Origin of the sequence: Flavobacterium sp., from assembly GCF_013823965.1 — a bacterium.
GTDB lineage: Bacteria > Bacteroidota > Bacteroidia > Flavobacteriales > Flavobacteriaceae > Flavobacterium.
Window position 1 is genome coordinate 1 of sequence record NZ_PNNA01000004.1, and the last position, 26579, is coordinate 26579.

A 26579-nucleotide genomic window follows, 5' to 3' on the forward strand; every position below is an offset into this window, starting at 1 on the left:
GAAGCCGTATCGTGATGAATTTTAGCAGAAGTTCTGGAATAATTATCAAACGAAATTCCAAAATCAGAGAACGATTTACGAATAATGCTATCATATTTGTCGATTACCTCTTGGGGCGTAACCCCTTCTTTTTTGGCTTTCATCGAAATTGCCACACCGTGTTCGTCGCTTCCGCAAACAAACAAAACGTCTCTTCCCTGCAATCTTAAATATCTGGAATAAATATCCGAAGGCACGTAAACACCCGCCAAATGCCCAATGTGAATGGGTCCGTTGGTATAAGGCAATGCCGCCGTAATGGTATATCTTTTTGGATTCTGTAACATAATTCAGTTTAATTTGCTGCAAAAATAAGGAATATAATTTAATTCATCCTCTTTATCTATATTTGCAAACGGAAATAAAGAAGCTTGTGAATTATGCCAAAAGGACCCGAAAAAAACACCAAAAACAAGGCTTTGCACACCAAACTGCTCAATCGGAAAAAGGCTAAATTGCAAGAAGAGAAAAAAGAAAAAGCAGCACGACTGAAAGCTTTGGTAGCCAAAATGAATCAGCAAAAGCAGGCTGACGATTTAGGGTAAATGCGAGTATAATAAATGGATAACAACTTTACTGGAGTTGATATTTTTTATACCTTTAACAAACAGCATCTTACTAACTAAATCAGGATATTATGAAACAGTTTTATTTTTGCTTTTATTTTTTGCTTTTCTCCATTAGTACTATTTTTTCACAAGATACACTCACCAAAGACAACATTCCAATGGATGCCAAAAATTCTTCAATTGGGTATGTAGAACTCTTTACTGGCGGCGCTTTCGGCTATGTCGATGGTTTTGCGGCAGGAGGAAGTATTAATGCTTTGTATTCGAATGTGTTGTTCACCTTTGGTTATACGATGGATAATGAACAAGGTGGGTTGGAGTATGTGGAAAATGGAATAATACCCATAAATTATTATAAGCACTATCGGATAGATAATTTTCCATTAATGGTAGGTTTTTACCATCCATTTCGTGGGGCTTCTTTGAGTGCAAGTGCAGGTTTGTCGCTGCTTCTTTATTCAGAATATGTAGATGTTAATACCTTCAGTGTTTTTAATTCTAATGCAACCGAAATATATTCTGACACCAATTTGGGTTTTCCTTTTGAGTTTAACTTAAAACTTTTCAGTAAAGATAAGAATGCTCTCGTTGGTTATGGTTTAAAATTGTTTGGAAACTTGGGCAAATACAACTATACAGGACTGGGATTGGTATTAAGTTTAGGAAATTATAAATAAAATTTCTTTTCTGCTTTTATTTAACGGAAATTTGCACAATATCTAAACCCAAACCCAATGGAATTCGGAAGAATCATTATTTCAGAAACCGCGGCAAACAGCGAAAACCCTCAAGATGTAGTCAACTCGAATATTTCGGTCATCAACTTGATGCGTGAGGAAAAAATCGACGACGATTTGATTCACGAAGACGCCTTGATGAGTTATTATTTGGATTATTATGCCTCGAAATACATTCAGGGAAACTTTGCCCAGTTTGTACATGATTCCAAATGGAACAAGGAACTCAATGAATTGATAGAAGAAGGTTTGGCCTTGATTGGTGCCGAAAAGCACTTGGCCTTATTTCAGGAAAATGCCAAAAAAATCCGTTTGATGAGTAACATCAAGCTGGACAAATTTTTAAAAGGAAAACTCGAAGGCGTGAACCCAATCCGAGATTTGTTGATTAACGACACGTTTTTCGAATTGGATGAAAACTTGGTTCAATTGAATGCCGATTTCCTGAAATCACATCCTGATACCGAGGTGCTTTCGGTAGATGAAATGTTCGAAACCTTGGAAGAATTTGTTGGTCACGAGATTAAAAGGGAATAATTGCAAATAATTTATTCTTTAAACATAAATACTGTCTTACTTTTTAAGGATACAATGAAAATAAGTATATTTTTGTCCAAACTATAAACATATAGATAGTTAGGATAAAAGTCTAGAATAGTTATGGAAACTTTGAATCAATTTTTTAAATTATTTGTGTTGGATATTCGCAACACAATGGGATTATTGTTTTGGGGAAATTTTGCTTTGGCGACTCTGGTTTTTACTTTTCGTTTTACGCTTTTTAGCAAGGATAATAAAGCACATTTGTTGGTGTTTGGTTGTTCAAAAATCTTTCAGTCATTTGCATGGTTGGCTTTTTTCCTGAGAACAGATACCGTTACGATTAATCCAATCAATATTATCATTACCAATACATTGCTTTTCACCAGTTATTATCTTGAATCGGTCGCAATGCTGATGATGGTTAAAGGCACATCTAAAAAAGCCTATCGATTACAGATCCTTTTATTTGTTATCACCCTGTTGGGTTTTTGTGGTTTCATTTTGTTGGGAGTTGCAGCTAATATTCGTGTTTCAATGGCATCAATCATTGTTTTTTCGCTGCTAATTATGCCCTCTTTACAGTTTTTAACCGCAGCACGAAGCAGTTTATTTAAAAAAATACTGGGTTTTAATTACGTCATATTATTGATAGTGTTAATTTTTAGAACCTTTTATCCCCTTTTTAAAACTTCAACAACGCTGTATTCAGTTGACCCGACACAAAAAATCATATTCCTGATTATATTTTTGATGATGATTATCAGCGGAGTGGGTTTTTTACTTTTATTACAGGAAGAAAAAGAAATACAAGTCAAAAAATTATTAGACGACAAAGACAAATTTTTCTCCATCATTGCCCACGATTTGAGGGGACCGTTCAATGGAATTATTGGATTATCAGAATTGTTGTTGGAAAAAGACAATCAATTAAAACCTAAAGAAACCAACGAATTTATTCAACTGATTCATCAATCTTCAAAAAATGCGTATTCCTTGCTGGATAATCTTTTAACCTGGGCACAATCCCAAACAGGAAGTCTTGAATTTGTTCCCAAAAAAATAAAAATCAGCCCAATTATAGATAGAACAATAAACCTGATGGACAATATTGCCCAAAGCAAGAACATCACCATACAATCTGAAATAAAAAACGAAGAATATGTTTTTGCCGATAAAGACATGCTGGAAACCATCTTTCGCAATCTCATTTCAAACGCCATAAAATTCACGGAAAACAATGGTAAAGTGCTGCTTTCGATGACAAATGAAAATAACAAAACAGTATTTTCGATAAAAGATAGCGGCATTGGAATTGCCCCCGAAAAAATGACCAATCTATTTGCCATCAATCAAAGGAACACCACATCAGGAACCAATGATGAAACCGGAACAGGTTTAGGATTGACGTTGTGCAAGGATTTTGTCGAAAAACACGGTGGCCAAATTTGGGTTGAAAGCGAAATAGGCAAGGGAAGCAATTTCAAGTTTTCCATCCCCAATCCCATTTAATTAGGCGTTTGCCAATAGTTTTTATTGCACAAAAACACCCAAATAATTCTAAAAAAACTTCGTGAATCCCTGGACTACTTCAGCGAATCACCTTGAAATACCTTTTCCTAAAAAACTTTGTTCCAATAGTATCAAACATTTCCTTAAATTTGCTGTCATTATTATAAAATTCAGCGTTTAAAAAATCAGGATATGTTACAAATTGCATTTATTAGAGAGAATCAAGAAAAAGTAATCAAAGCTTTGGCAAAAAGAAATATGGATGCCAAAAGCGTTGTGGAAGAAGTGGTAAAACTGGACGAAACCCGTCGTGCCACGCAAGTAGAGTTAGACAGTACTTTAGCCGAATCTAATAAATTATCCAAGGACATAGGCGAATTGATGAAAGCGGGCGAAAAAGCCAAAGCTGCCATTCTCAAGGAAAAAACCGTTCTGTTAAAAGAAAAAAGCAAGGAATTGGCCGAAAAAGCAGAAGTTTTCGCGGCCAATCTTCTGGAAAAACTATACACTTTACCCAATCTTCCCGCCGATATTGTTCCCGAAGGAAAATCAGCCGATGACAATCTGAATGTTTTTCAGGAAGGCGACATTCCCGTTTTGCACGAAGGAGCACAACCACATTGGGAATTGGTCAAAAAATACGATATCATCGATTTTGAATTAGGGAACAAAATAACTGGCGCAGGATTTCCGGTTTACAAAGGAAAAGGAGCCAAATTGCAACGTGCCTTGATCAATTATTTCTTGGATAAAAACACGGCTGCGGGTTATAACGAAGTACAGGTGCCACACATGGTCAACGAAGCTTCGGCTTATGGAACGGGGCAATTGCCGGACAAAGAAGGGCAAATGTACCACGACAAAACCGATGATTTGTACCTGATTCCAACGGCAGAAGTTCCGGTAACCAATTTGTTTCGTGATGTCATCTTGACCGAAAACGAATTGCCAATCTTGACTACCGCTTACACGCCTTGTTTCCGTCGCGAAGCTGGTTCTTATGGTGCCCACGTTCGTGGATTGAACCGTTTGCACCAATTTGACAAAGTCGAAATCGTGCGCATCGAGCATCCAGAAAAGTCGTATGAAGCTTTGGACGGAATGGTCGAACACGTAAAAAGTATTTTGCAGGAATTGAAATTGCCTTATAGAATATTGCGTCTTTGTGGCGGCGATATGAGTTTCACCTCGGCTTTGACTTATGATTTCGAAGTATATTCCACAGCGCAGGAGCGTTGGTTGGAAATTAGTTCAGTTTCTAATTTCGAGACTTTTCAAGCTAATCGTTTGAAATTGCGTTTCAAAGGCAAAGACGGAAAAACTCAATTGGCACACACGCTTAACGGAAGTTCATTGGCTTTGCCAAGAGTTTTGGCCGGAATTTTGGAAAACTACCAAACGGCAGAAGGTATTGTAATTCCAGAGGTCTTGCGTCCGTATTGCGGGTTTGATGTTATTGACTAAAATTTCACCATATAAGGTATTTAAGGCCATATAAGTGTTTGTAGTAAAAATATATTTTCAAATAGTTTGTCATTTCGACGAAGGAGAAATCTCATCTGTTGCTCTCATTATGTGATTTCTCCTTCGTCGAAATGACACCAATTTGGCTGAAACATAAATCTTAAATACCTTATATGGTTAAATAATAATTCTAAATCAATGAAAAAACTATTTCTACATATCACCCTGTTTTTTTCATTGGTTTGTTTCTCACAAAACGAGCAATTGGCGCAGTATTATTACGAGAAAGGCGATTTCGAAAAAGCCAAAATCAGTTTCGAAGAATTATTAAAAGCCACACCGCAAAACTACCAGTATTTCATTAGAATCGTTGATTGTTACCAACAATTACAGCAATTTGACGTGGCCGAAAAAGCCATTCAAACCCGATTAAACATTTATAAACAAGGCAATCTTTTGGTCGAATTGGGGTATAATTTCCATTTGAAAAAAGACGAGGCTTCCGCCAAGAAACAGTATGAGGAGGCTATAGAAAGAATCAATAAAAATCCAAACGAGGTATATGGAATTGCCAATTCTTTCGAAAGAAAAGTGCTGCTTGAATATGCCTTAAAATCCTATCAAACAGCTACGGAATCACAGCCAAATTACAATTTCAATTATCAAATCGCGCTACTTTATGGACAATTGGGCAATACTGAAATGATGATTTCCACCTTTCTTGACGAAGCGTATGCCAATCCCCAAAATTCGATTCAAATCCAAAACCAACTGGCTCGGTTTATGGTCGAAGAAGGCGATGAAAACTTCAACGAAACCTTGCGAAAAGCTTTGATTACAAGAGCGCAAAAGAATCAGGATGTTTTTTGGAATGAATATTTGAGTTGGTATTATGTGCAGCAAAAAGAGTTTGGAAAAGCCTTTATTCAAGAAAAAGCGGTCTATAAACGCAATCCCGAGTCGCTTTCGAGCATCGTCAATTTGGGGCAACTCGCCATCGAGGAAGACGACCAAGAAGCAGCCAAAGAAATTCTGGGCTTTGTGCTGGAAAACACCAAAGATTTGGAGTTGCTCATTCAGGCTAATTCCTATTTGCTGGAAATGAAAATAGGCAAGGCACCCGAAAAAGATTTTGCCATCATCGATTCGGAATTGAAGCGGTTGTTGACGGAATACGGAATCACTCCAATTAGCTTATCTTTGCAGCTGATTCAGGCGCATTTTGCAACTTTTAATTTGAAAAAACCAGAGGAAGGGAAAGCGATTGTCAAAAAAGCACTTGCATTGGAATTAAATGTTTATGAAGAGGCGCAAGCCAAAATGGAATTGGCCGATATTTTTCTTTTCGAGGAAAAATTCAATCAGGCCTTGATTTATTATTCGCAGATTGAAGAGGATTTAAAGAATGATGCCGTGGCGCACGAAGCGAGTTTGAAAGCGGCCAAAACGAGTTATTTTCAAGGAGATTTTCTTTGGGCGTCCAAGCAGTTCAAGGAATTGAAGTCGGCAAGCACGCAATTGATTGCCAACGACGCCTTGGAATATTTTCTCTTGATTAGCGACAACACCGTGGCCGATTCGACCCAAACCGCCCTGAAACAATTTGCCAAAGGCGATTATCTCTTGTATCAAAACAGGGACAAGGAAGCAATTGCACAGTTTCAGGCGATTTTGAAAAGCTTCAAAGGGCAGGAAATCGAGGCTGTGACCTTGCTACGTTTGGGCAAAATTTACGAAAAACAAGGCGAATACAATTTGGCTTTAAGCCAATATCAAAATATAATAACGGAACACAGCGACGGAATTTACATAGACGAAGCCCTGTTTTTTTCGGCAGAAATCGAAAACAAAAAATTGCAACAGCCCGAAAAAGCAAAACCGCTTTACGAGAAGATAATTTTCAATCATCAGGACAGTATTTATTTTGTCGATGCCCGAAAAGAATACCGGCAATTGCGGGGAGACAAGAATCTTTGAAATAGCAATGGCAATATCAAAAAGCAATAACAATTACAAAAGGAGAAGACGGTAATTTTTTAAAAGTCTTAATACTTAATTCTCCAATCTTAATACTTTTAAAAAATGATTATTTACAACGTTACCACAAACATACATGAAAGCGTTCACGACCAATGGATGATTTGGATGCAGCACAAACATATTCCCGAAATGCTGGCCACGGGAAAATTCGTTTCGGCAAAAATGGCCAGAGTTTTAATAGAAGAAGAAATGGGTGGCGTTACATATTCCGTTCAATATGTAACCGATAGCAAGGAAACTTTACTGAAATATTATATAGAAGATGCACCCGTTTTGCGTGAAGAAGGAGAGAAATTATTTGGAGAAAAAATGCTTTCTTTTAGAACGGAATTGGAAGTGATTTCGGAGCATTAGTATTTAGTGTTCAGTTGGGAATAAAAAAATTACATCTACAAATTATGAATAAAAATCTTTCTGATTACGACATTTCATTACGAGGTCAATTAACAGTTAATTTACCTGTTACAGTTATTATTGTTTTTACAGCATTTGGATTGAGTATGTTTTTGGATGTGAATTTTAAAATTGCATTACTTATTGGAATGGTTTTGGGTTGGAGCTATTGGAGTTTTTCTCTTAAGAAATGGATTCAATGGGCTACTAAAAATGAAGTTGATAGATTAGTAAAAATCGGAAAAAAAGGATTGCTAGTTTGGAGCAAAAACACGGTTGAAACAGTAACCAAATACAATAAAACTCCTTTAATATAAAATCAATAATACTTTGCGTCTTCGCATTTTTGCGGTAAAATAAATTTAAAAATTATGCGAGATTGCTTCGTGCCTCGCAATGAGAATATGGAAAAAGTAAAAGCCAAAAAACACCTCGGACAACATTTCTTGAAAGACGAAAACGTGGCGCAAAACATTGCCGATACCTTGAGTTTGCAAGGTTATGAAGATGTGTTGGAAATTGGGCCGGGAATGGGTGTTTTGACCAAGTATTTGTTGGAAAAACCAATCAATACCTATGTTATTGAAATCGACACTGAATCGGTGGAATATTTGGATGCCAATTATCCAAAATTACACGGAAAAATCATCTCCAAAGATTTCTTGAAATACGATGTCAACGAAGTTTTTGATGGAAAGCAGTTTGCCATAATTGGTAATTTTCCGTACAATATTTCGACACAAATTGTTTTTCGAACATTAGAATTGCGTAACCAAATTCCAGAATTCGCAGGAATGTTCCAGAAAGAAGTAGCCGAACGCATTTGCGAAAAAAAGGGAAGCAAAACCTACGGGATTCTTTCGGTTTTGGCACAAGCATTTTATGATGCCGAATATTTGTTCACGGTCGACGAACACGTTTTTATTCCACCACCAAAGGTTAAATCGGGAGTTTTACGTTTGCGCCGAAAAGGAAATTTCAGTTTGCCTTGCGGCGAAAAATTATTTTTTACGGTCGTTAAAACCGCTTTCCAGCAACGCAGAAAAACCTTGAGAAATAGTTTAAAAACATTAAATTTGTCAGATAATTTGAGAGAAGACGAAGTTTTTAACCTGCGTCCAGAACAACTTAGCGTTGAGGAATTTATAGCATTGACCCAAAAAATAGAAGCCGATGGAGTTTAAAATCAGCAAAGAACTAATTCAAGAATTAGAGCAACTTATTCAAAGCAAGAACGACCAGCAATTGGAAGTTTTATTGAATGACTTGCACCACGCTGATATTGCCGAAATTTTCGACGAGCTTGATTTTGACGAAGCCACTTATATTTTCAAAGTGTTGGATTCTGAAAAAACCGCCGAAATCCTCCTGGAATTAGAGGACGATTTGCGGGAGAAAATATTAAGCCGACTTTCGCCAAAAGAAATTGCCGAAGAACTCGACGAACTAGAAACCAATGATGCCGCCGATATTATTGCCGAACTTTCACAAAGCAAAAAGCAGGAAGTAATCTCGGAACTTCAAGACGTGGAACACGCCAAGGACATTGTTGATTTGTTGCGTTATGATGAAGATACTGCGGGAGGTTTGATGCACAAAGAGTTGGTAAAAGTCAACGAAAACTGGAACGTTTTCACTTGTATCAAACAAATGCGAATCCAGGCCGAAAATATCTCCAGAGTTCATTCTATTTATGTGGTAGACGACGAAGATCGATTGTTGGGACGTTTGTCGCTCAAAGATTTATTGACAACTTCTTCAAAAACACCCATTAGCGAAGTTTATATCAAAAAATTAAATTGGGTAAATGTTGATACCGAAGATGTTGAGGTCGCTCGTATTATGCAAAAATACGACTTGGAGGCCATTCCCGTTACGGATGAAATGGGGCGTTTGGTGGGTCGAATCACCATCGATGACATCGTGGATGTAATCAAGGACGAAGCCACAGAGGATTACCAGTTAGCAGCCGGTATCTCGCAAGACGTTGAAGCCGATGACAGTATTTTGCAATTGACAAAAGCGCGTTTACCTTGGTTGGTGTTGGCACTTTTGGGAGGATTTGTATCCGTAAAAGTCCTCGGGTTATTTGGCGGAGCAATGGCCAATCACGGAAATTTATTCTTTTTCACGCCACTTATTGCCGCGATGGCAGGAAATGTGGGCGTACAATCTTCGGCAATTATCGTGCAAGGTTTGGCTAACGATACCTTGAGTGGTTCCTTGTTCAACCGATTGATAAAAGAAGTTTCCCTGAGTTTACTCAACGGATTGATCCTGGCCACCATTTTATTTTTGGGAAGTCATTTTCTTTTAAACGTAGAATTTATAATTGGTATTATTGTTACTATTGCCCTAGTTTCCGTGATTATTATTGCATCGCTTATCGGAACATTTGTTCCTTTATTGCTGGATAAATTTGGAATTGACCCCGCACTCGCAACAGGGCCATTTATTACCACAAGCAACGATATTTGCGGAATTCTTATTTATTTTTCAATTGCAAAATTGATTTTAGGATTCTAAAAAAGATCAAATAAATTTACAACTAACACTTTCCCATATCGAGTTCGAGTTATTGATAAGAACGAAGCAATCATTTGGAGAGGATCGGGGAGAGGAAAACACACACAAATGAAAGTACATATTATCGGAGGAGGAAACCTTGGCGTTTCCATAGCATTGGGATTATCAAAATTTTCGCAAGACAATCAAGTCACCGTTACCAGAAGAAACACGTCAAGCATTCTTTATCTTGAAAAATTAGGCGTTACCGTTTCTACGGACAACAAGCATCAAATACAAGATGCCGACATTATCATTCTGACCATAAAACCGTATCAAGTAAATACAGTTTTGGCTGAGATTCTTCCGGTAATTTCCAATAAAATAATTGCCTCGGCAGTAAGTGGATTGTCGATTGAAGCGCTTCAAAACAAGATTGGCGACACTCATCAAGCTATTAGAATTATGCCCAATATTGCAGCTCAATTTGGTGCATCGGCGACTTGTATCGCATTTAACGAAAAACATAAAGAAGAAGCTCAAAGTGTAGTGGCACTTTTTCAAGATTTGGGAACAGCGCCTATTATTGACGAAAAATTAATGGATGCAGCTACCGTTTTGGCGGCAAGCGGAACCGCTTTTGCCTTGCGTTACATTCGCGCCTCGATGCAAGCCGGGATCGAAATAGGATTCGATTGGCAAACCGCATTGGCCATTTCAGCCCAAACCGTAAAAGGTGCTGCAGAAATGCTGCTGGAGGAAAAAGGACATCCAGAACAATTAATCGACAGGGTAACAACGCCACAAGGTTGCACCATTGCCGGATTAAACGAAATGGAAATGCACGGATTCAGCTCCTCATTGATTAGAGGCATAAAAACGTCCTTAAAACAAATCAAGGGATAAATAATTCCAGATTTTGATTAACGATTTAAGGAGTTAAGTTCTTGTAAAATTGTCAATTGCACACACAAAATCTAATATTGTTAAGCTTCATTCCAAAAACCCGTAATTTTGAACACAACCATAAAAATCCTCCACATCGACAGCAATCACCCCATAATGATGGAACAATTGCAACAAGCGGGATTTATCAACCACGAAGATTTTACTTCCTCCAAAGCAGAGATTGAAGCCAAAATTCACGATTATCAAGGCATTGTCATCCGCAGCCGATTCAAAATTGACCGAACATTTTTGGACAAAGCCACCAATTTGCAATTCATTGCGCGTGTGGGTGCCGGTTTAGAAAGCATCGATTGTGACTATGCCTTATCCAAAAACATCCAGCTTATCGCCGCTCCGGAAGGAAATAGAAATGCCGTTGCCGAACACAGTTTGGGAATGATTTTGTCGCTTTTCAACAATTTGAATCAAGCAGACAGCGAAATAAAATCAGGTCATTGGAATCGCGAAAAAAACCGTGGTCACGAACTCGATGGCAAAACCGTGGGTATTATCGGTTACGGAAATATGGGAAAATCTTTTGCCAAAAAATTGCGAGGTTTTGAGGTGGAAGTTTTGTGTTACGATATTCTAGAAAATGTGGGAGATGAAAATGCAAGACAAGTTTCGCTCGAAGAATTCCAGCAAAAAGTCGATGTTTTGAGCCTTCATATTCCTTGGACTCCCGAAACGGACAAAATGGTCAATGCCGATTTCATCAACGCTTTCGCCAAGCCATTCTGGATTATCAACACTTCAAGAGGAAAAAATATCGTTACCGCCGATTTGGTCGAAGCAATGAAAACCAGGAAGATTCTGGGTGCAGGCTTGGACGTTTTGGAATATGAAAAATTGTCTTTCGAAACCCTTTTTCAAGACAAAGACACGCCCGAAGCTTTTCAATATTTGTTGAATGCCAAAAATGTGATTCTCACACCACACATTGCTGGCTGGACCTTTGAAAGCCACGAACGATTGGCGCAGGTGATTGTCGATAAAATCAAGAGGTTGTATTTTTAGAGTTGTGGATGCAGGAGTAAAGATTGAAGACCAATTTATAAGATTTTTAATAAATTTTAATATTTTTACGTTAAACAAATAACTGCGTAAATAATGGAAACCACAAAACCTAGAGAAGATTGGAACAAACCAAGCCATTCCATTCCTGTATTCAAAGTCGATCCCATAATAGTTTTAATCCTCGGATTTATTACCTGCGGATTGTATTTAATCTATTGGAATATTAAAGTAGCCGAAGTCTTGAACGCAGTATCAGAACGTGAAGTTATTTCGTCAGCTGTTGCTGTTTTTGCCGGATGTTGTTATCCTGTAAACATATATTTCTTTTATTTGGCAGGCAAGGACGGATTGCCTCAAGTGTACAACCGAATTGGCTGTCCGCAAAAGGACGATTCGATGTTGTTGATAGTTTTAGGTTTTTTCTTTCCAATGGCGGCAGCAATGATTGTTCAAAATGACATCAATAAATTATACAATTAGTGTAAAATCAAAACGTAAAATTTACGGAATCATCGGCGCAACAATCACGCTGATGGTTCCATTTTTTTTGATGTTTTTTAATCACGACAACCATCTCGAGACGGATCAATCCTTGTGTCCTTTGAAGATGCTTAGTGGTTTTCCTTGTCCAGGCTGCGGAATCACAAAATCCTTGGTTTATTTCTATGAAGGAGATTTACAAAAAAGCTTGTATTATCATGTTCTTGGGCCGTTGGTGATCGTGTTTTGCATAGCCACAATTTTAGTGCTTTCGGTGGAATTAATTACCAAAAAGGAATATTTCAACAACTTCCTTTTTAACAAAAAAATAGCCTACGGTTTGGGAATTTTTCTGGCGACATACCACTTCATTAGAATCCTTTATTTTATAAAGGACAATTCGATTGACGACATTTTGCATCAATCAATTTGGAGATAAAAAGAGACTGCAAGCTGAAATCTGCCTTATGCTAACTGTTTTAATCCTCTTTCTCAGCCAATTTTCTTTCCAACTCAGCTTGAAATTCCTCCATTACGGGTTTTACGGTGCTGTCCGGAATATCCGAAATTCGGATGTACATTAATCCATCTATAGCATTGTTAAACAAAGGGTCAACATTAAAAGCAACCACGCGAGCGTTTTGTTTGATGTATTTTTTTATCAAAACAGGCAAACGTAAAGCGCCGGGTTCCAATTCATCGATGAGTTTGTCAAATTTGTTTAAATCGGCTTCTGCTTCATCAAAAATAAAATCTTTGTCGGCATCTTTCAACTTGACTTTAAATGCTTTTTTGGGATGAATATATTGGGCAATATAAGGATCATAAAAATTGGATTTCATGAATTCAATCATCAATGATTTCGAAAAATTGGAAAATTGATTGCTGATACTCACGCCGCCAAGCAAAAATTTATGTTCCGGATAATGCAATGTAATATGAATGATTCCTTTCCAAAGCAAGAAAAGAGGCATCGGCTTTTGTTGGTATTCTTTGATGATAAAGGCGCGACCCATTTCTATTGAATGGTGAAGCATGTCATGCAATTCAGGTTCAAATCGAAATAAATCAGTTAAATAAAATCCTTCAATTCCATATTTTGGATAAATTTCTGAACCTAATCCCATTCTGTATGCACCAGCAATTTTTTCGGCATCATTGTCCCATAAAAACATGTGGCGGTAATATTTGTCATAGGAATCAATATCTGTTGATTCGTTCGTTCCTTCGCCCACTTCCCTAAACGTGATTTCACGCAATCGACCTATTTCGTGAAGCACATTGGGGATATTTTTTGCCTTGGCAAAAAACACCTCGTAGTTTTTGCTTTGCAACAAACGACAATCATTTTCTCGCAAGGCATCTATCTCCTTCACCATTTTCTCTTGACTTGCAGCAGTCACAATTTCCTTTGGATTCTTTGGGAGTTTTAAATTGGGAGTTGGTAAAAATGGTGTTTCTTTCTCGAAAGGATTGGCCAACATATAGGTTTTTCGCCTTAAAAACTCCGTGTAATCTTCAATTGAGGTGTGTTCGTTTTGTTCCGCAACGGAAATGGGTTTCCCAACACGCACTTTTATGGCACGATGTTTTTGGCTAAAAACCTCTGAAGGCAATTTGGCTGTTCGCATTGTGTCGCTGATTTTCGAAAGAAAATAAAACAACCAGCTGTTTTTTGCATGAAAATAAATAGGAACTACAGGCACTTGTGCTTTTCGAATTACTTTTATGGCGCCTTCTTCCCACGGTTTGTCAACCATCAATTTACCGTCTTTATATGTAGAAACTTCCCCGGCAGGAAACATTCCCAGTGGTTTGCCATCACTCAAATGACGAAGGGTTTCTTTGATTCCCACAACGCTAGATTTGACATTTTTATGGTTTTCAAAAGGATTTACCGGCATTATATAAGGCTTCAACGGCTTGATTCTATGCAAAAGAAAATTGGCAATAATTTTAAAATCGGGTTCCCGATCCAGCATTAATTTCAAAAGCAAAATACCGTCAACACCTCCCAAAGGATGGTTCGAAATGGTGATGTAGGCGCCTTCTTTGGGAAGCCTTTTCAAATCTTCTTCCGGAATTTCGAATTTTATTTGTAAATCATCTAATATGGCATTCAAAAACTCCACCTCTTTCAGGTGTTTGTTTCGGTCATAAACTTTGTTTAATGTAGATATTTTCAATGCCTTCATCAATAACCAGCCCGAAAAAGTACCTAAAAATCCATACTTATCAGCGTTTATTGCTTTTGCAACTTCTTTGGCGGTAACTAAACCCATTGTAGCTTTTGTTTGTTAAGCGAAGAAACAAAGATAGCAAAAAACTCCATTTTCTTTCTTTTTGGCAATCAATCTTTGAAGTTTTTATTACTTTTGAAATACAAAAAAATCCAATGAAAATTATTTCTTATAACGTCAACGGCATTCGATCCGCAATCTCAAAAGGTTTTATCGATTGGTTACAACAAGCAAATCCCGACGTAATTTGCCTTCAGGAAATAAAAGCCACTCCAGAACAGATTCCGCTGTTAGACTTTGAACTTGCCGGATATCCCTATCATTACTGGTTTCCAGCCACAAAAAAAGGATACAGCGGCGTGGCCATTTTGTCGAAAATAAAACCCAACAACGTGGTTTTTGGAACCGGAATTGAGCACATGGATTTCGAGGGAAGAAATATCCGCGTCGATTTTGACGAGTTGTCGGTTATGAGTTTGTACTTGCCATCGGGAACCAATGTCGAAAGATTAGGCCATAAATTTATGTTTATGGATGATTTTCAAAATTATGTTAACGAATTGAAAAAAGAAGTTCCCAACTTGGTCATTTGTGGTGATTACAACATTTGTCACGAAGCCATCGACATTCACGACCCGATTCGAAACAAGAAAGTCTCCGGATTTTTGCCTGAAGAAAGAGCTTGGTTGGACGCTTTCATGAAAAGTGGTTTTATCGACAGTTTTCGATTTTTGAACAAAGAACCCCATAATTACACTTGGTGGACGATGCGATTCCCATCGGCAAGACTAGAAAACAAGGGTTGGCGCATTGATTATTGTTTAGTGAGCGAGCCTTTAAAACAAAAAATAAAAAGAGCCGTTATATTACCCGAAGCCAAACACTCCGACCATTGTCCGAGTTTGGTGGAGATAGAATAAGAAGTCCCAAATAATATTAAATTTAAAAAAATGATAAAAAAAATTTCCCTCGGATTGTTGATTGTAGCTCTTTCCACTTCTTGTGTTTCCAAGAAAATTTACAATGATTTAGAAAGCAAATATGCCGATTTAAAAAAAGAAAACAGAAGTATTGCCGATGAAAATGCCGATTTGCTAAAGTCTAAAAGCCAGCTCGAATTAGACCAAGAAGCCTTGAATAAAGAGTTGGCAAAAGTAAAATCAGAACGCGAAAAACTGCAGGCTGATTATGCGGCTTTGAACAAAAAAATGGATGTTTTGAAAGACTCTTACACCGCCTTGGAAAAAAACAGCAGTGAATCTTTGAAAGCCAATATGGCCAAAAACCGTGAATTATTGGAACAATTGGGAGCCAAAGAAAAAGCATTGGCACTCGAACAAGAGCAATTAAACAAAAACAATCAACGATTGCAAGAGTTGGAAGCCTTGATTGCCGCCAAGGAAGAAAGCATGCGAAAACTAAAAGAAACGCTTTCGAAAGCCTTGAACAGTTTTGAAGGAAAAGGCTTGACAGTGGAGCAAAAAAACGGAAAAGTATATGTATCCATGGAAAACAAATTGCTCTTCAAATCAGGGAGTTGGGCAGTTGGAACAGAAGGGAAAACGGCTGTTGTCGAAGTGGGAAAAGTGTTGGGTGACAATCCTGATATTTCCGTTTTGATTGAAGGCCATACCGATGATGATCCTTTTGGAGGTTCAGGACCCATTGCCGACAATTGGGATTTATCAACCAAAAGAGCCACCGCCATTGTTGCGATTTTAAGCGAAAATAAATCAGTAAACAAACAAAACTTGACTGCTGCCGGTCGAGGTGAATTCTCCCCATTGGCCAGCAACGCAACAGCCGAAGGAAAAGCAAAAAACCGTAGAATCGAAATTATCTTGACGCCAAGATTAGACGAAATCGCAGAAATGTTGAAGGACATCAATTAAAATTACAGCTTTGTCAAAGGCTTGAACTTTGACAAAGCTCATAAAAAGAAATAAGGTTCAGAGATTTTCTTTGAACCTTTTTCTTTGGAAATACCTTTGTATCTTTGACCTAAAATTTTTAAAAATGAAATACACCACTTTACCCAATACCGACATAAAAATCAGCAAAATTTGCCTTGGCACCATGACTTTTGGTCAACAAAACACCGAAGCCGATGGTCATGCACAAATGGATTATGCTCTTGAAAATGGAGTCAATTTTTTTGACACTGCCGAGATGTATTCTGTTCCTGCACGTCAGGAAACGTACGGAAGCACCGAGAAAATCATTGGAACTTGGTTCAAAAAAACAGGCAAAAGAGAGGAAGTGGTTTTGGCTTCCAAGATTGCTGGTCCAAATCCAAATTTTGGTTACATGCGGGAAAATGTAGATTTTTCGCCGGCAAGCATAAAGTTTGCATTAGACCAAAGCTTGCAAAGACTGCAAACGGATTATGTTGATTTGTACCAATTGCATTGGCCAGAGCGTAAAGCCAACTTTTTTGGACAACGCGGTTTCAAAGTTCAAGATGACGCTTGGGAAGATAACATTCAAAATGTCCTCGAAACTTTGGACGGTTTTGTCAAAGAAGGAAAAATAAAACATATTGGACTTTCAAACGAAACGCCTTGGGGAATTATGCGTTTTCTGGAGGAAAGCAAATACCAAAATCTGCCAAGAATAAAAACCGTTCAAAATCCGTATTCGTTGTTGAACAGAACTTTCGAAATGGGTTCTGCCGAAGTTTGTTTGAGAGAAAATGTGGGATTGTTGGCCTATTCGCCAATGGCTTTTGGTGTTTTGTCCGGAAAATTTTTGTCAGGCGAAAGTCATCCCAATGCCAGAATCAAATTATTTCCGCAATTTTCAAGATACAACAGCGCACAAAGTACCGAAGCTACTCGATTGTACCAGGAAGTGGCTCGCAAAAATGGCTTGACTTTAACCGAAATGGCTTTGGCATTCGTGACCCAACAAGCTTTTGTGACCAGCACCATTATTGGCGCCACGACCATCGAACAATTAAAGGAAAACATCACCACGATTGACGTGGTTTTATCCGATGAAATTATTGCCGAAATCAATGCTATTCAAGCTGTAATTCCTGATCCGGCGCCTTAGTTTTAAACACAAAGAAGCACAAAGTCCACAAAGAGAAATGTAATTCTTTGTGGACTTTTTTTAAATTCTAAAATCTTGGAAAGCTTCGTGTTTAAGTCATCAAAATTCAAACGGTTCTTCCACCGCCAAAGAATCTACGGGAATTGAATCTTGCACTTTGATGTTTAAAAGCGAATGGGCATTTCCCGTGATTTGCAACGGAATGGATTGTCCGATGGTGTCTTCGGGAATTAAAAGACCTCTTCGCAGCATCAAATTACCCAGGAATTTTTGTTGTTGTTTGGCAAAAGATTTCAGGTTTCCTTCGTTGTCAAATTGCCACATGAATTTCTTTGGTTTTGGAACGATTGTGGCCAGAAACAAGCATTCTTTCAGGTTCAAATCCATTGGGCTTTTCTGGAAGTAGAATTGCGCGGCTTCGCCAATTCCGTAAACGTTTGGTCCCCATTCGATAATGTTGAAATAGACTTCGAGCATTCGTTCCTTGCTGGCAATTCTATTGTTTTCGAGAATGTAAACCAGCAAGATTTCTTCTAATTTTCTGGAAACTGTTTTTTCGCGGGTCAAGAACACGTTTTTGATTAATTGCATGCTAATCGTGCTGGCTCCACGAGAGAATTTCTTGGTGCGAATGTTTTTGAGAATCGATTGTTTGAAGGCTTCGTTTATGAAACCGCGATGCGAGAAAAACGATGGATCTTCAGAAGTCAAGACACATTTTTGCAAATAAGGCGAAATTCGATCTAATGGCGTGTAATTTGGATTTGCCAAACCTACTAAAACAGGACGCTGCAAAACATTGTTTATAATTGCCCGATACACAAATTCTTCGTTGAGTTTGTTCAGATTGGCTTCGCCATATTTTGTAATTCGTAGGTTTTCTTTTTTAAGTTTACTGTCAAAAACCAGTTGATTGGGTTTGTTTTTGTTGAACATGAAATCCAGATTGTATTCGAAGTTGCCTTCGGCTTCCATTCCCTGAAAATGGGTAAACAAACCATCAGGAAGCGAAACAATAAAATCCTGTGCTTTCATCTTTGGAATGGCGACTTTGAACTTGTAAATCGTGTCTTCTTCGGTTTCGTAAGCCAGATAAGGATGGAATTTTACCTTGTTGAATTGTACGGTCGAACTACTGTCAATAGAAATAAAATCAGAACCCAAGAGGAAGCGGAAATCAAATTTGGCGTTTTTGAGAACCACGTCTTTATGGGCAATTTTTTTGTGGTTTATCATCAAATTGGCAATGGAAGCAAAGCCGTCAATATGCAATTCGCCGCCTGATTTCTCTATGTTTTGAATGTTTAACCGAATGGAATCGAAACTGGATTTCAAACCATAACGTTCGTCGATATATGGCACTTTGATGGCGCCGGTGTCGATATTAAAAAAACGAATGTCGGCTTTTTTGTTTCTTGGATCGGCAAAACCCTGAATTCGGATTCGCTGCGTGAATGCTTTGGTTTCTACTTTTATCGAGGTTTCAAGGTGCTTGTTGACCAATCTTAGTTTTTGAAAATTCAGGATTGTTTTTTTGCCATTGTCATCTAATTTGAATGAAAGGTTTTCGACTTTCATGTCCGTTGGCACCAAGTTGAGCATTCTCGAAATGATGCGATAGGCAAATTGGGCGTAATCTCTTTTTTCGTTAAAGTCAGTAGTTTCTTCCTTGTCTTTTTTTAGAAAAGCATCAAAATTTCGTCCTTTTTTATTTTTAACCAACTGAATAGAACCATTCTCGATTTCCAATGTTCCCAATTGCACATCGCCAACCAGCAACCGCCAGAGATTGACGCTGGTCTTCATTTTTTGGATGTTGAAAAGCGTGTCTGCATTTTTGGGAACCAAAATTATTTCAGAAAAATTCAATCCGGAAAGGCCAACAAAAGAAGCTTTTTTTATCGAAAAATTGCTGTTGTAATCACGCTCCATTTTGATGGAAACTTTGGCAATGGTTTGTTGCAACACCATATTTCTAAAAACAAAAAGGGCGATAAACAGAACGAGGATAGTTCCGATTATTATCTTGGCCGCTAAAATTATTTTTTGTTTTCGAGTTCTCATGAGCAGCGTGTCGTTTTATAAAGAGGCTATACAAATCTAAATAAATTTGGACTTTAAATCGCATTCTCTTAAGGAAATTAAAAAACCGAAACCGAAATAATTTTAGGATTCTATTGGCGATTTTATTCTAAACCAAATACATTTAACAGGCTAATGAGAAGAGACAAAAAAGCCACGACACATTTTTATGGCGTGGCTTTTTTGTGTTTTGGCTTAAAGATTTAGCGTTGTTTAGCCATGTTAATTTTGCGTTGCAAAGGGTGGTAAAAATCTTTGACTTGAGCCACAATTTCGTTCAAAGTCATGCTGTCTGTAGTTTCAACGGCTTTTAGATTTAATTTTTCAAGAGATTTGTCATCGTGTATTTTTTGTTCCAATTTTGTTTTGATTTCCCCCGGGCCAAATAAATATAAATAGTCCGATCCTTTGACATAAAGCATTACTGATTTTAAAAAATAATCAATTTGTTCCTTTTTTCTGTTGTCAAATTTCGTTTCGCTGTCGCTGTGATGGCCTGATGAGAAAGTGCCTTTGTTGCCTTCTTTGTTATGATAAACGTTGTTTTCAACTTCAGAGTCTATCTCGGTAATTTTTTCTTCTTTTTGGCCATCAAGAGTAACAATTATTGCCTTTTTACTGTCTATCCAGATGCCGACTTGTTTTTCCATGACTTTAATTTTTATGTTAAAAATGAATTATTTTCAAATAGCTTTGTCCATTTGGGAGTGATTTTTAAATTGGATTGATTTAATGTGCTTGATACAAAACACCTTTCAATTGATCAATCAAAATCGATTCTGATTTGTTTTTCCCCGAAAAGGAATGTGTAATTGCCTTTGCGGTTTTTAGGATCAAGTCATTTACTTGTGGCGTAAATAAATGGGGATGCTCTTTTTTGAAACCTTCAAAATCAGGAATAGTTTTGCCTGTTTTCCAATCATTTTCGACCAGCCAGTCAAAAACAATTTCGATTTGGTAAGCAGCATCGTCGCCAAATTCAGTTATAGAATTTTCGAGCGGGAGCCATTCTTTTTTTATGGTTTTGTTGAGTTGTGCAATTTCTTCTTTGCGAACGGTCTTGTCCACCGAGGCAACACCGTAGAATAACTTGCCAAGGTGCTGATAGAAATGAATCATTGTTTGGTGCGAAGGTTTCATTTTCTAAATTCTCTTCATGGGAGAAAAGAACACATGAATTTACAAAGAAATATTGAAACGCATACTTGATTTCCTTTTTTTTATTTGTTAAAAATCAAATTAACATATTGATTTTCAATTAAAAATTTGAATAAAAAAAGTGGTTTCACTATAATGACACCACCTTTTTTAAACATTTCACAAACCTAAAGAAGGCTATTTTTTCGTGTATTCTTTGTCTAAAAACAGATATCGAGCCTCATTTTCAGCTTTTGTTGCTTTTGATTCTTTGTCGATAATCATGACTTCAGGTCTTTTTTCGTCTTTTGCCATTGGCCAAACGGGTAATTTTTCGCCGTTTGGATTTCCGGTTTTAATGAAGTTGGCAAAGTAATTCATCATTGTTTCTGAAACGTTATAATCGTCTTCCGTCCACGCATAATTTTTATTTGTTGCCAAGTTTCCCATTGCATATTCGATTTCAGCTGAGTGAACGGCTCCTTTTGGTGTAGGAGCTTTTGGCGCGTTTTTGTCTTTTTTGATGACGCCGCCGGCAAGACCAGCTTCTAGATCTTTGTCCCGCATTTCGGGTCTTGGTTTCGAAAAGTAATACCTGTAAACGGGTTGCGAGCTATTTTTTCGATGTAAATCAAACCATTTCCAAGTACTGTAAGCAATAAATCGGTCGCCGGCTAAATCCGTGGCAGATTGTTCCGTTGTCGCTGGAGTTCCTGTAGGATATAATTTAAGTATTTCTGCAGTTTTGTCGCCATATAATTCCTTGATTTTTGCAGTATAACTGTCATTGCTGAGGTCTTTTCCCATCATTAAAGCGTTATAATTCATTTCCTCTGAATTCCATCCCAATAATAGAGGAACCATTGCTTGTTGTTTGGTTTCAAAAATTTCCGGTAAAGGTTTAGGGAAAAAATAGCCGTCAATTGTCGTTTTGAAAACACCTAAACTTGTTCCACTTGTTTTTTGATAGAGTTCCAAAGTGGACATTGCACGAAGGTCTTTCAATGATTTCGACCCCATTTTTTGGGCAAATTCAAAACCTGTTTTCTCGGCTTCCGCCAATGGAATTGGAGCCAATGTAGGATAGAAAGAACCTCCGCTTTCGCCAATGGCAGCCGCAATCAGATTTTTGGACAAAGGCGAAGCCATTTGGGCACTCACGGAAATGGAACCTGCAGATTCCCCTGCTATGGTCACTCGTTTTGGGTCACCACCAAATTGTGCAATATTGGCCTGAACCCATTTTAAAGCCGCATTTTGGTCCAGAAAACCATAATTTCCCGAAGCGTGATTTGGAGATTCTTTGGTCAATTCAGGATGGGCAAAAAAACCGTAAATTCCCAAACGGTAATTTACAGTTAGTGTAACAATTCCTTTTTTGGCCATGTTTTCGCCATCATAACGGTTTTCCGAACCATCACCAGCGGCAAGGCCACCACCATAGAAATAGACCAAAACCGGAAGTTTTTCATCAGGAGATTTAGCGGGAGACCAAACGTTTAAGTACAAACAATCTTCGCTTATGCCATCACTTCTAAAACCCATATCGCCAAATATGTTGGATTGAACGGCTCGTGGGCCAAATTTTTTGGTTTGTTTTACACCTGTCCAATTCAAAACGGGTTGAGGTTCTTTCCAGCGCAAATTGCCAACAGGAGGTTGTGCAAATGGAATTCCTTTAAAACTCTGAATATTGGTTTTGATGTCGAATTCGCCTTCAATAATTCCGTTTGCCGTGGTTATTTGAACAGGAAAAGCATTCGGATTAATGGCTTGTTGCGCATTGGAAATAAGTGGAATGGCTAACAATAGCAGTCCAATAAATGGAAATTTAAGATTCATAATTTATATTTTTATGGTGTGTTTAAAATGTTTTACCCAAACAATTCACTCGCTACATCCTCAATCTTCGCCACCAATCGGATTTGGATTGCGGTGTTTTTCAGGGCAATTTTATTGTATTTCGATACAAAAATGGTTGAAAACCCAAGTTTTTCCGCTTCTTGAATGCGTTGATCGACACGGTTCACGGGACGAATTTCGCCCGAAAGGCCTACTTCGCCAGCAAAACAAAAATCCTTGTTCACCGGAATATCTTCATTAGATGATAAAATGGCTGCTACAACTGCCAAATCAATCGCAGGATCATCTACCGAAATTCCGCCGGTCACGTTCAGGAAAACGTCTTTGGCACCAAGCCGGAAACCAGCACGTTTTTCTAAAACTGCCAGAATCATGTTCAGTCTTTTGGCGTTGTAACCTGTAGTGCTGCGTTGTGGCGTTCCGTAAACTGCGGTGCTGACCAAGGATTGAATCTCGATCATCAACGGACGCATTCCTTCGAGAGTTGTAGCTATTGCTGTTCCTGATAATTCCTCGTCTTTGTGCGAAATCAATATTTCGGATGGATTGGAAACTTCGCGCAAACCGTTGCCGAGCATTTCATAAATACCGATTTCGGCAGTGGAGCCAAAACGGTTTTTCAACGAACGCAAAATGCGATAGACGTGATTCCGGTCACCCTCGAATTGCAAAACAGTATCGACCATATGTTCCAATATTTTCGGTCCGGCAATGGTTCCGTCTTTCGTAATATGGCCAATGAGGATTACGGGAATGTTGGTTTCTTTGGCGAATTTAATCAGTTCGGCCGTGGTTTCCCGAATTTGTGAAATACTGCCCGGAGTCGATTCTATATAGTCCGTATGAAGCGTTTGAATGGAATCGATGATGACGATTTCGGGTTCGATGGCTTCAATTTGTTTGAAGATGTTTTGGGTTTTGGTTTCGGTAAGGATGTAGCAATTGTCGCCGTTGGGCGTGATTCTTTCAGCACGCATTTTTATTTGTTTTTGGCTTTCTTCGCCCGAAACATATAGGGTTTTGTAAGGAAGTTTCAAAGAAATTTGAAGCAAAAGCGTGCTTTTCCCGATGCCGGGTTCACCGCCCAAAAGAATTAATGAACCGGGAACAATTCCGCCTCCCAAAACGCGGTTGAGTTCGCCATCCGTGGTGTCCATTCGGATTTCCTGTGCGGAATCAATTTCGTTGATTCGCAAGGGTTTTGGTGCTTTGGAATTGGAAACCGATTCGCTTTTCCAAGCTACTTTTTCTTCTTTCTGGATGATTTCCTCGGCGATGGTGTTCCATTCTTTGCAGGAATTGCATTGGCCTTGCCATTTCGAATATTGTGCGCCACAATTTTGGCAAAAGAAGGAAGTTTTTACTTTCGACATTATTTTTTTGGTGTTAGACTTTGCATTTCGTCAAATTTTTCATACATCAGATCTTTGGTCAAGTCTCCGATTTCATCTAATTGAGCTGCTTTTTGATAGGCTTTAGCCGCTTTTTTGGAGTCGCCTGTTTTTTCAAACATCAACCCCAATTCATAATCGGCGAGCATTGATTTTGGATAAGCTTTTTTGGCGATATCAGATAATTTTTCTAATTCTTGATAGGCTTTGTTTTTTAATATTGCGGCTTCAATAGCTTTAAAATCTGTGGTTCGAATGGGAACTTTGAATCCCAGGGTTTTTTCGATTCCATCGTATTTGTCGGTTAAATAGTTTACGTAACCATTTTGAAGCACGGCAATTTTTTCTATATATTCTGTCATGGAAATGGGTTTGTAGCAGTCAAAAAATTGGTACAAAGCATTTGGGATGGAATACAGCACCGATGCATAATGGGATGCTCCCATAAAATGGTCGTATTTATAATTTAGTAGAGGATTGACCACCAGTTTTATGTTGGCATCCAATGTTTTTATGGCATCCTTTACGTCTTTTAAATCGCCTTCACCGGAGGATTGGTAGTAAAAAATGGGTTGTTTGAGTTTTGCCAAGTTTTCCGGGATTCGGGTTTCCATTTCTGGAGCAAGTTCCGGACTTAAAGAAATGTAAGCGTTGAATATTGGGTTTTCCTTGTACAGAAAAAAGTTTAAATACCCTGCCGTCGTGTCGTGTCCGGCAATAATTCGGAAAGGAGCCACGCGGTATTTTTTTTCGATGTAAGGAAGCAGTTCGCTACCAATGAATTCGAAAAAACGCGCTCCTTTTTCGGCTGGAACGCCGTTGAAATCATCGTAATTGCTGTCGTCAATACGTTCTTGATTTAGGTTTTGGCTGATGCCAATGACGATGGTTTCCGGCAAATCTTCCCAATATGCGCCATAATTTAAAGCACCAAAGAAAGGGTCGAACAAGTAATCTCCATCAAGCAAAATGAGTATCGGATATTTTTTTGTTGGATTTTGTTCATAAGCAGCAGGTAGTCCAATGGTGATTTCCCGGGTTGCGCCCAGTTTGTTGGAAACAAAGGATTCCGTGGTTTTTTGCGAAAAAACGGATGTTGAAAAAAGTAGCAATAGTAATACCTGTTTCATAATTTCTTTGGTTTTGGAAATTAATATTCATCCCTTTTTTCTGGGATGAAAAGAGTAGCAATATAGTACTTTTTATTTGCTTTTTTAGAATCACGAACACTAAAAGAGAATGTGACAAAATACAAACAGGTGCTATTGCAGAACAATAGCACTGAATTTTAGAGAATGTGTTTTGAAACGATTAAGTCAGGGAATTGTCTTTTTCGTTTGGAAAAATTATCCATGGTTTGAAGGTTTTGGCTTCTTCAAATTCTAGCGTGGCATAAGAAATGATGATGATAATATCGTCTTTTTGCACTTTTCTGGCCGCTGGTCCATTGAGGGTTATTTCGCCTGAATTTTTTTCGCCCACGATAACGTAAGTTTCAAATCGCTCACCATTGTTAATGTTTACAATTGATACTTTTTCGCCTTCGATAAGGTTTGAAGCTTCCATTAATGCTTCGTCAATGGTAATGCTTCCGATGTAATTTAAATCGGCGCCAGTTACTTTTACTCGGTGAATCTTTGATTTTACGACTTGTATTTGCATAGTGCAAAAGTAAATTAATTTAATGAAATGGTGTCAATCAATCGAACATTATTGACAAATACGGCGATAAAAGCGCGGTATTTTTTGTCTTTGTTTTTTCTTAAACAAGGCAAAAGCGCTGTTTCATCAGCGATTTGAAAGTATTCTAATTTGAAATCCGGATTTTTTTCAAATGATTTTTGTACCCATTTAGTCACGGTTTCGGCGCTATTTGTTTCAAATTTTGCTTTTGCGCCAACTAATGTTTTGTAAATTATGGAAGCTTCCTGTTTTTCTTTTGGCGATAAAAGTGCGTTTCTTGAACTCATGGCCAAATTATTTGCGTCTCTATAAATGGGACAGCCTTTGATGGTAACTTTTAAATTGTTTTTTGCGACCATTTTCTTTACAATTTGCAATTGCTGAAAATCTTTTTCCCCAAAATAGGCGTTTGTGGGTTCCACGATTTCGAAAAAACGTTTTACGACTGTACCAACTCCATTGAAATGTCCAGGTCTGAATTTTCCTTCCATTTGATTTTCTAAACCGTCAAAATCAAAAACTTGTGAAGCAGGTTTTCCTTCATAAATGTCCTCAATAGTAGGGGCGAAGATTATGATTTCGGGATTAAAATCCGCTATTTTTTTGATGTCTTCATCGAGTGTTCTTGGATATTTCGCCAAGTCTTCGGGGTTGTTGAACTGGGTTGGATTTACAAAGATACTCACGACCGTGGCTTTGTTCTCGAGCATTGATTGTTGCATCAACGATAAATGTCCTTGGTGTAATGCGCCCATTGTTGGGACGAAACCGATGGAGGAATGATTGGTTTTAATAGATTTTAAATAATCTATCAAAGCTGCTTTTCCGTAGAAAATATGCATGGCTGTTTTATTGAAATAATATGCAAACATAATATTTTAGTCC

General features: G+C 38.0%; 27 protein-coding genes. 17 read left to right on the forward strand and 10 right to left on the reverse strand.

Going from position 1 to position 26579, the window contains the following annotated elements:
• Positions 1 to 326 (reverse strand): class I tRNA ligase family protein (locus tag C0430_RS00220; protein WP_290864167.1); only part of this gene is annotated, 326 nt, incomplete at its 3' end.
• A gap of 93 nt (positions 327 to 419) precedes the next feature.
• On the opposite strand from C0430_RS00220, the gene C0430_RS00225 reads away from it, so the two are divergent.
• The 14 genes from C0430_RS00225 to C0430_RS00290 all read left to right on the forward strand — a co-directional run bounded on the left by C0430_RS00225 (position 420) and on the right by C0430_RS00290 (position 12683).
• Complete coding sequence (locus C0430_RS00225; protein WP_290864169.1) at positions 420 to 584, forward strand: hypothetical protein; 165 nt, start codon at positions 420 to 422, stop codon at positions 582 to 584.
• A 92-nt stretch (positions 585 to 676) separates the two neighbouring features.
• Positions 677 to 1285, forward strand: a complete 609-nt coding sequence (locus C0430_RS00230; RefSeq protein ID WP_290864171.1) for a hypothetical protein — start codon at positions 677 to 679, stop codon at positions 1283 to 1285.
• A 57-nt stretch (positions 1286 to 1342) separates the two neighbouring features.
• The gene (locus C0430_RS00235; protein ID WP_290864172.1) at positions 1343 to 1882 is read left to right on the forward strand and encodes a hypothetical protein; all 540 of its coding nucleotides are present in this window, start codon (positions 1343 to 1345) and stop codon (positions 1880 to 1882) included.
• Positions 1883 to 2005: 123 nt separating this feature from the next.
• Positions 2006 to 3397 carry a HAMP domain-containing sensor histidine kinase gene (locus C0430_RS00240; RefSeq protein WP_290864174.1) on the forward strand — a complete coding sequence of 464 codons (1392 nt, stop codon included), beginning with the start codon at positions 2006 to 2008 and terminating at the stop codon, positions 3395 to 3397.
• A gap of 192 nt (positions 3398 to 3589) precedes the next feature.
• Positions 3590 to 4861: a serine--tRNA ligase gene (gene serS / locus C0430_RS00245; RefSeq protein ID WP_290864177.1), complete on the forward strand. Its 1272-nt coding sequence runs from the start codon at positions 3590 to 3592 to the stop codon at positions 4859 to 4861.
• Between the two features lie 198 nt (positions 4862 to 5059).
• Positions 5060 to 6838 (forward strand): tetratricopeptide repeat protein, encoded by a 1779-nt coding sequence (locus tag C0430_RS00250; protein WP_290864179.1) that lies wholly within the window; start codon positions 5060 to 5062, stop codon positions 6836 to 6838.
• 105 nt (positions 6839 to 6943) lie between these two features.
• On the forward strand, positions 6944 to 7255 hold the full coding sequence (locus C0430_RS00255) for a DUF4286 family protein (RefSeq protein WP_290864181.1): 312 nt from the start codon (positions 6944 to 6946) through the stop codon (positions 7253 to 7255).
• 44 nt (positions 7256 to 7299) lie between these two features.
• Positions 7300 to 7611, forward strand: coding sequence for a hypothetical protein (locus C0430_RS00260; RefSeq protein ID WP_290864183.1), 312 nt, complete (start codon positions 7300 to 7302; stop codon positions 7609 to 7611).
• Positions 7612 to 7698: 87 nt separating this feature from the next.
• Entirely contained in the window at positions 7699 to 8478 is a 780-nt protein-coding gene (gene rsmA / locus C0430_RS00265; RefSeq protein WP_290864185.1) for a 16S rRNA (adenine(1518)-N(6)/adenine(1519)-N(6))-dimethyltransferase RsmA, read from the forward strand.
• On the forward strand, positions 8468 to 9820 hold the full coding sequence (gene mgtE / locus C0430_RS00270; RefSeq protein WP_290864187.1) for a magnesium transporter: 1353 nt from the start codon (positions 8468 to 8470) through the stop codon (positions 9818 to 9820). The genes rsmA and mgtE overlap by 11 nt, the downstream gene beginning before the upstream one ends.
• Positions 9821 to 9928: 108 nt before the next feature.
• Positions 9929 to 10705, forward strand: coding sequence for a pyrroline-5-carboxylate reductase (proC, locus tag C0430_RS00275; protein ID WP_290864189.1), 777 nt, complete (start codon positions 9929 to 9931; stop codon positions 10703 to 10705).
• Between the two features lie 108 nt (positions 10706 to 10813).
• A complete protein-coding gene (locus C0430_RS00280) occupies positions 10814 to 11764 on the forward strand; it encodes a 2-hydroxyacid dehydrogenase (protein ID WP_290864191.1) in 951 nt (316 codons plus the stop codon).
• A gap of 93 nt (positions 11765 to 11857) precedes the next feature.
• On the forward strand, positions 11858 to 12244 hold the full coding sequence (locus C0430_RS00285; protein ID WP_290864193.1) for a DUF4234 domain-containing protein: 387 nt from the start codon (positions 11858 to 11860) through the stop codon (positions 12242 to 12244).
• Positions 12219 to 12683 (forward strand): DUF2752 domain-containing protein, encoded by a 465-nt coding sequence (locus tag C0430_RS00290; RefSeq protein ID WP_290864195.1) that lies wholly within the window; start codon positions 12219 to 12221, stop codon positions 12681 to 12683. Before C0430_RS00285 ends, C0430_RS00290 begins: the two co-directional genes overlap by 26 nt.
• A 40-nt stretch (positions 12684 to 12723) precedes the next feature.
• Here the strand turns inward: C0430_RS00290 and C0430_RS00295 are convergent, their stop codons facing one another.
• Positions 12724 to 14526 carry a lysophospholipid acyltransferase family protein gene (locus tag C0430_RS00295; protein WP_290864197.1) on the reverse strand — a complete coding sequence of 601 codons (1803 nt, stop codon included), beginning with the start codon at positions 14524 to 14526 and terminating at the stop codon, positions 12724 to 12726.
• A 113-nt stretch (positions 14527 to 14639) separates the two neighbouring features.
• Here C0430_RS00295 and C0430_RS00300 point away from each other — a divergent pair, with 113 nt between their 5' ends.
• The 3 genes from C0430_RS00300 to C0430_RS00310 all read left to right on the forward strand — a co-directional run bounded on the left by C0430_RS00300 (position 14640) and on the right by C0430_RS00310 (position 17538).
• A complete protein-coding gene (locus tag C0430_RS00300; RefSeq protein WP_290864199.1) occupies positions 14640 to 15404 on the forward strand; it encodes an exodeoxyribonuclease III in 765 nt (254 codons plus the stop codon).
• Positions 15405 to 15434: 30 nt separating this feature from the next.
• Positions 15435 to 16376, forward strand: coding sequence for an OmpA family protein (locus C0430_RS00305; RefSeq protein ID WP_290864201.1), 942 nt, complete (start codon positions 15435 to 15437; stop codon positions 16374 to 16376).
• Between the two features lie 124 nt (positions 16377 to 16500).
• Complete coding sequence (locus C0430_RS00310; RefSeq protein WP_290864203.1) at positions 16501 to 17538, forward strand: aldo/keto reductase; 1038 nt, start codon at positions 16501 to 16503, stop codon at positions 17536 to 17538.
• 99 nt (positions 17539 to 17637) lie between these two features.
• Here C0430_RS00310 and C0430_RS00315 read toward each other — a convergent pair whose 3' ends face one another.
• From C0430_RS00315 to panC, 8 genes are all read right to left on the reverse strand, one after another.
• Positions 17638 to 19602 (reverse strand): biosynthetic peptidoglycan transglycosylase, encoded by a 1965-nt coding sequence (locus C0430_RS00315; protein ID WP_290864204.1) that lies wholly within the window; start codon positions 19600 to 19602, stop codon positions 17638 to 17640.
• A gap of 221 nt (positions 19603 to 19823) precedes the next feature.
• Positions 19824 to 20270: a hypothetical protein gene (locus tag C0430_RS00320; RefSeq protein WP_290864206.1), complete on the reverse strand. Its 447-nt coding sequence runs from the start codon at positions 20268 to 20270 to the stop codon at positions 19824 to 19826.
• Positions 20271 to 20349: 79 nt separating this feature from the next.
• The gene (locus C0430_RS00325; protein WP_290864208.1) at positions 20350 to 20760 is read right to left on the reverse strand and encodes a hypothetical protein; all 411 of its coding nucleotides are present in this window, start codon (positions 20758 to 20760) and stop codon (positions 20350 to 20352) included.
• Between the two features lie 195 nt (positions 20761 to 20955).
• Positions 20956 to 22599 (reverse strand): carboxylesterase family protein, encoded by a 1644-nt coding sequence (locus tag C0430_RS00330; protein ID WP_290864210.1) that lies wholly within the window; start codon positions 22597 to 22599, stop codon positions 20956 to 20958.
• Positions 22600 to 22631: 32 nt separating this feature from the next.
• The gene (gene radA, locus C0430_RS00335; RefSeq protein ID WP_290864212.1) at positions 22632 to 23993 is read right to left on the reverse strand and encodes a DNA repair protein RadA; all 1362 of its coding nucleotides are present in this window, start codon (positions 23991 to 23993) and stop codon (positions 22632 to 22634) included.
• Complete coding sequence (locus C0430_RS00340; protein ID WP_290864215.1) at positions 23993 to 25141, reverse strand: alpha/beta hydrolase-fold protein; 1149 nt, start codon at positions 25139 to 25141, stop codon at positions 23993 to 23995. The genes radA and C0430_RS00340 overlap by 1 nt, the downstream gene beginning before the upstream one ends.
• 181 nt (positions 25142 to 25322) lie before the next feature.
• Complete coding sequence (gene panD, locus C0430_RS00345) at positions 25323 to 25673, reverse strand: aspartate 1-decarboxylase (protein ID WP_290864217.1); 351 nt, start codon at positions 25671 to 25673, stop codon at positions 25323 to 25325.
• 14 nt (positions 25674 to 25687) lie between these two features.
• Positions 25688 to 26566 carry a pantoate--beta-alanine ligase gene (gene panC / locus C0430_RS00350; protein WP_290864219.1) on the reverse strand — a complete coding sequence of 293 codons (879 nt, stop codon included), beginning with the start codon at positions 26564 to 26566 and terminating at the stop codon, positions 25688 to 25690.
• Positions 26567 to 26579: the final 13 nt, after the last annotated feature.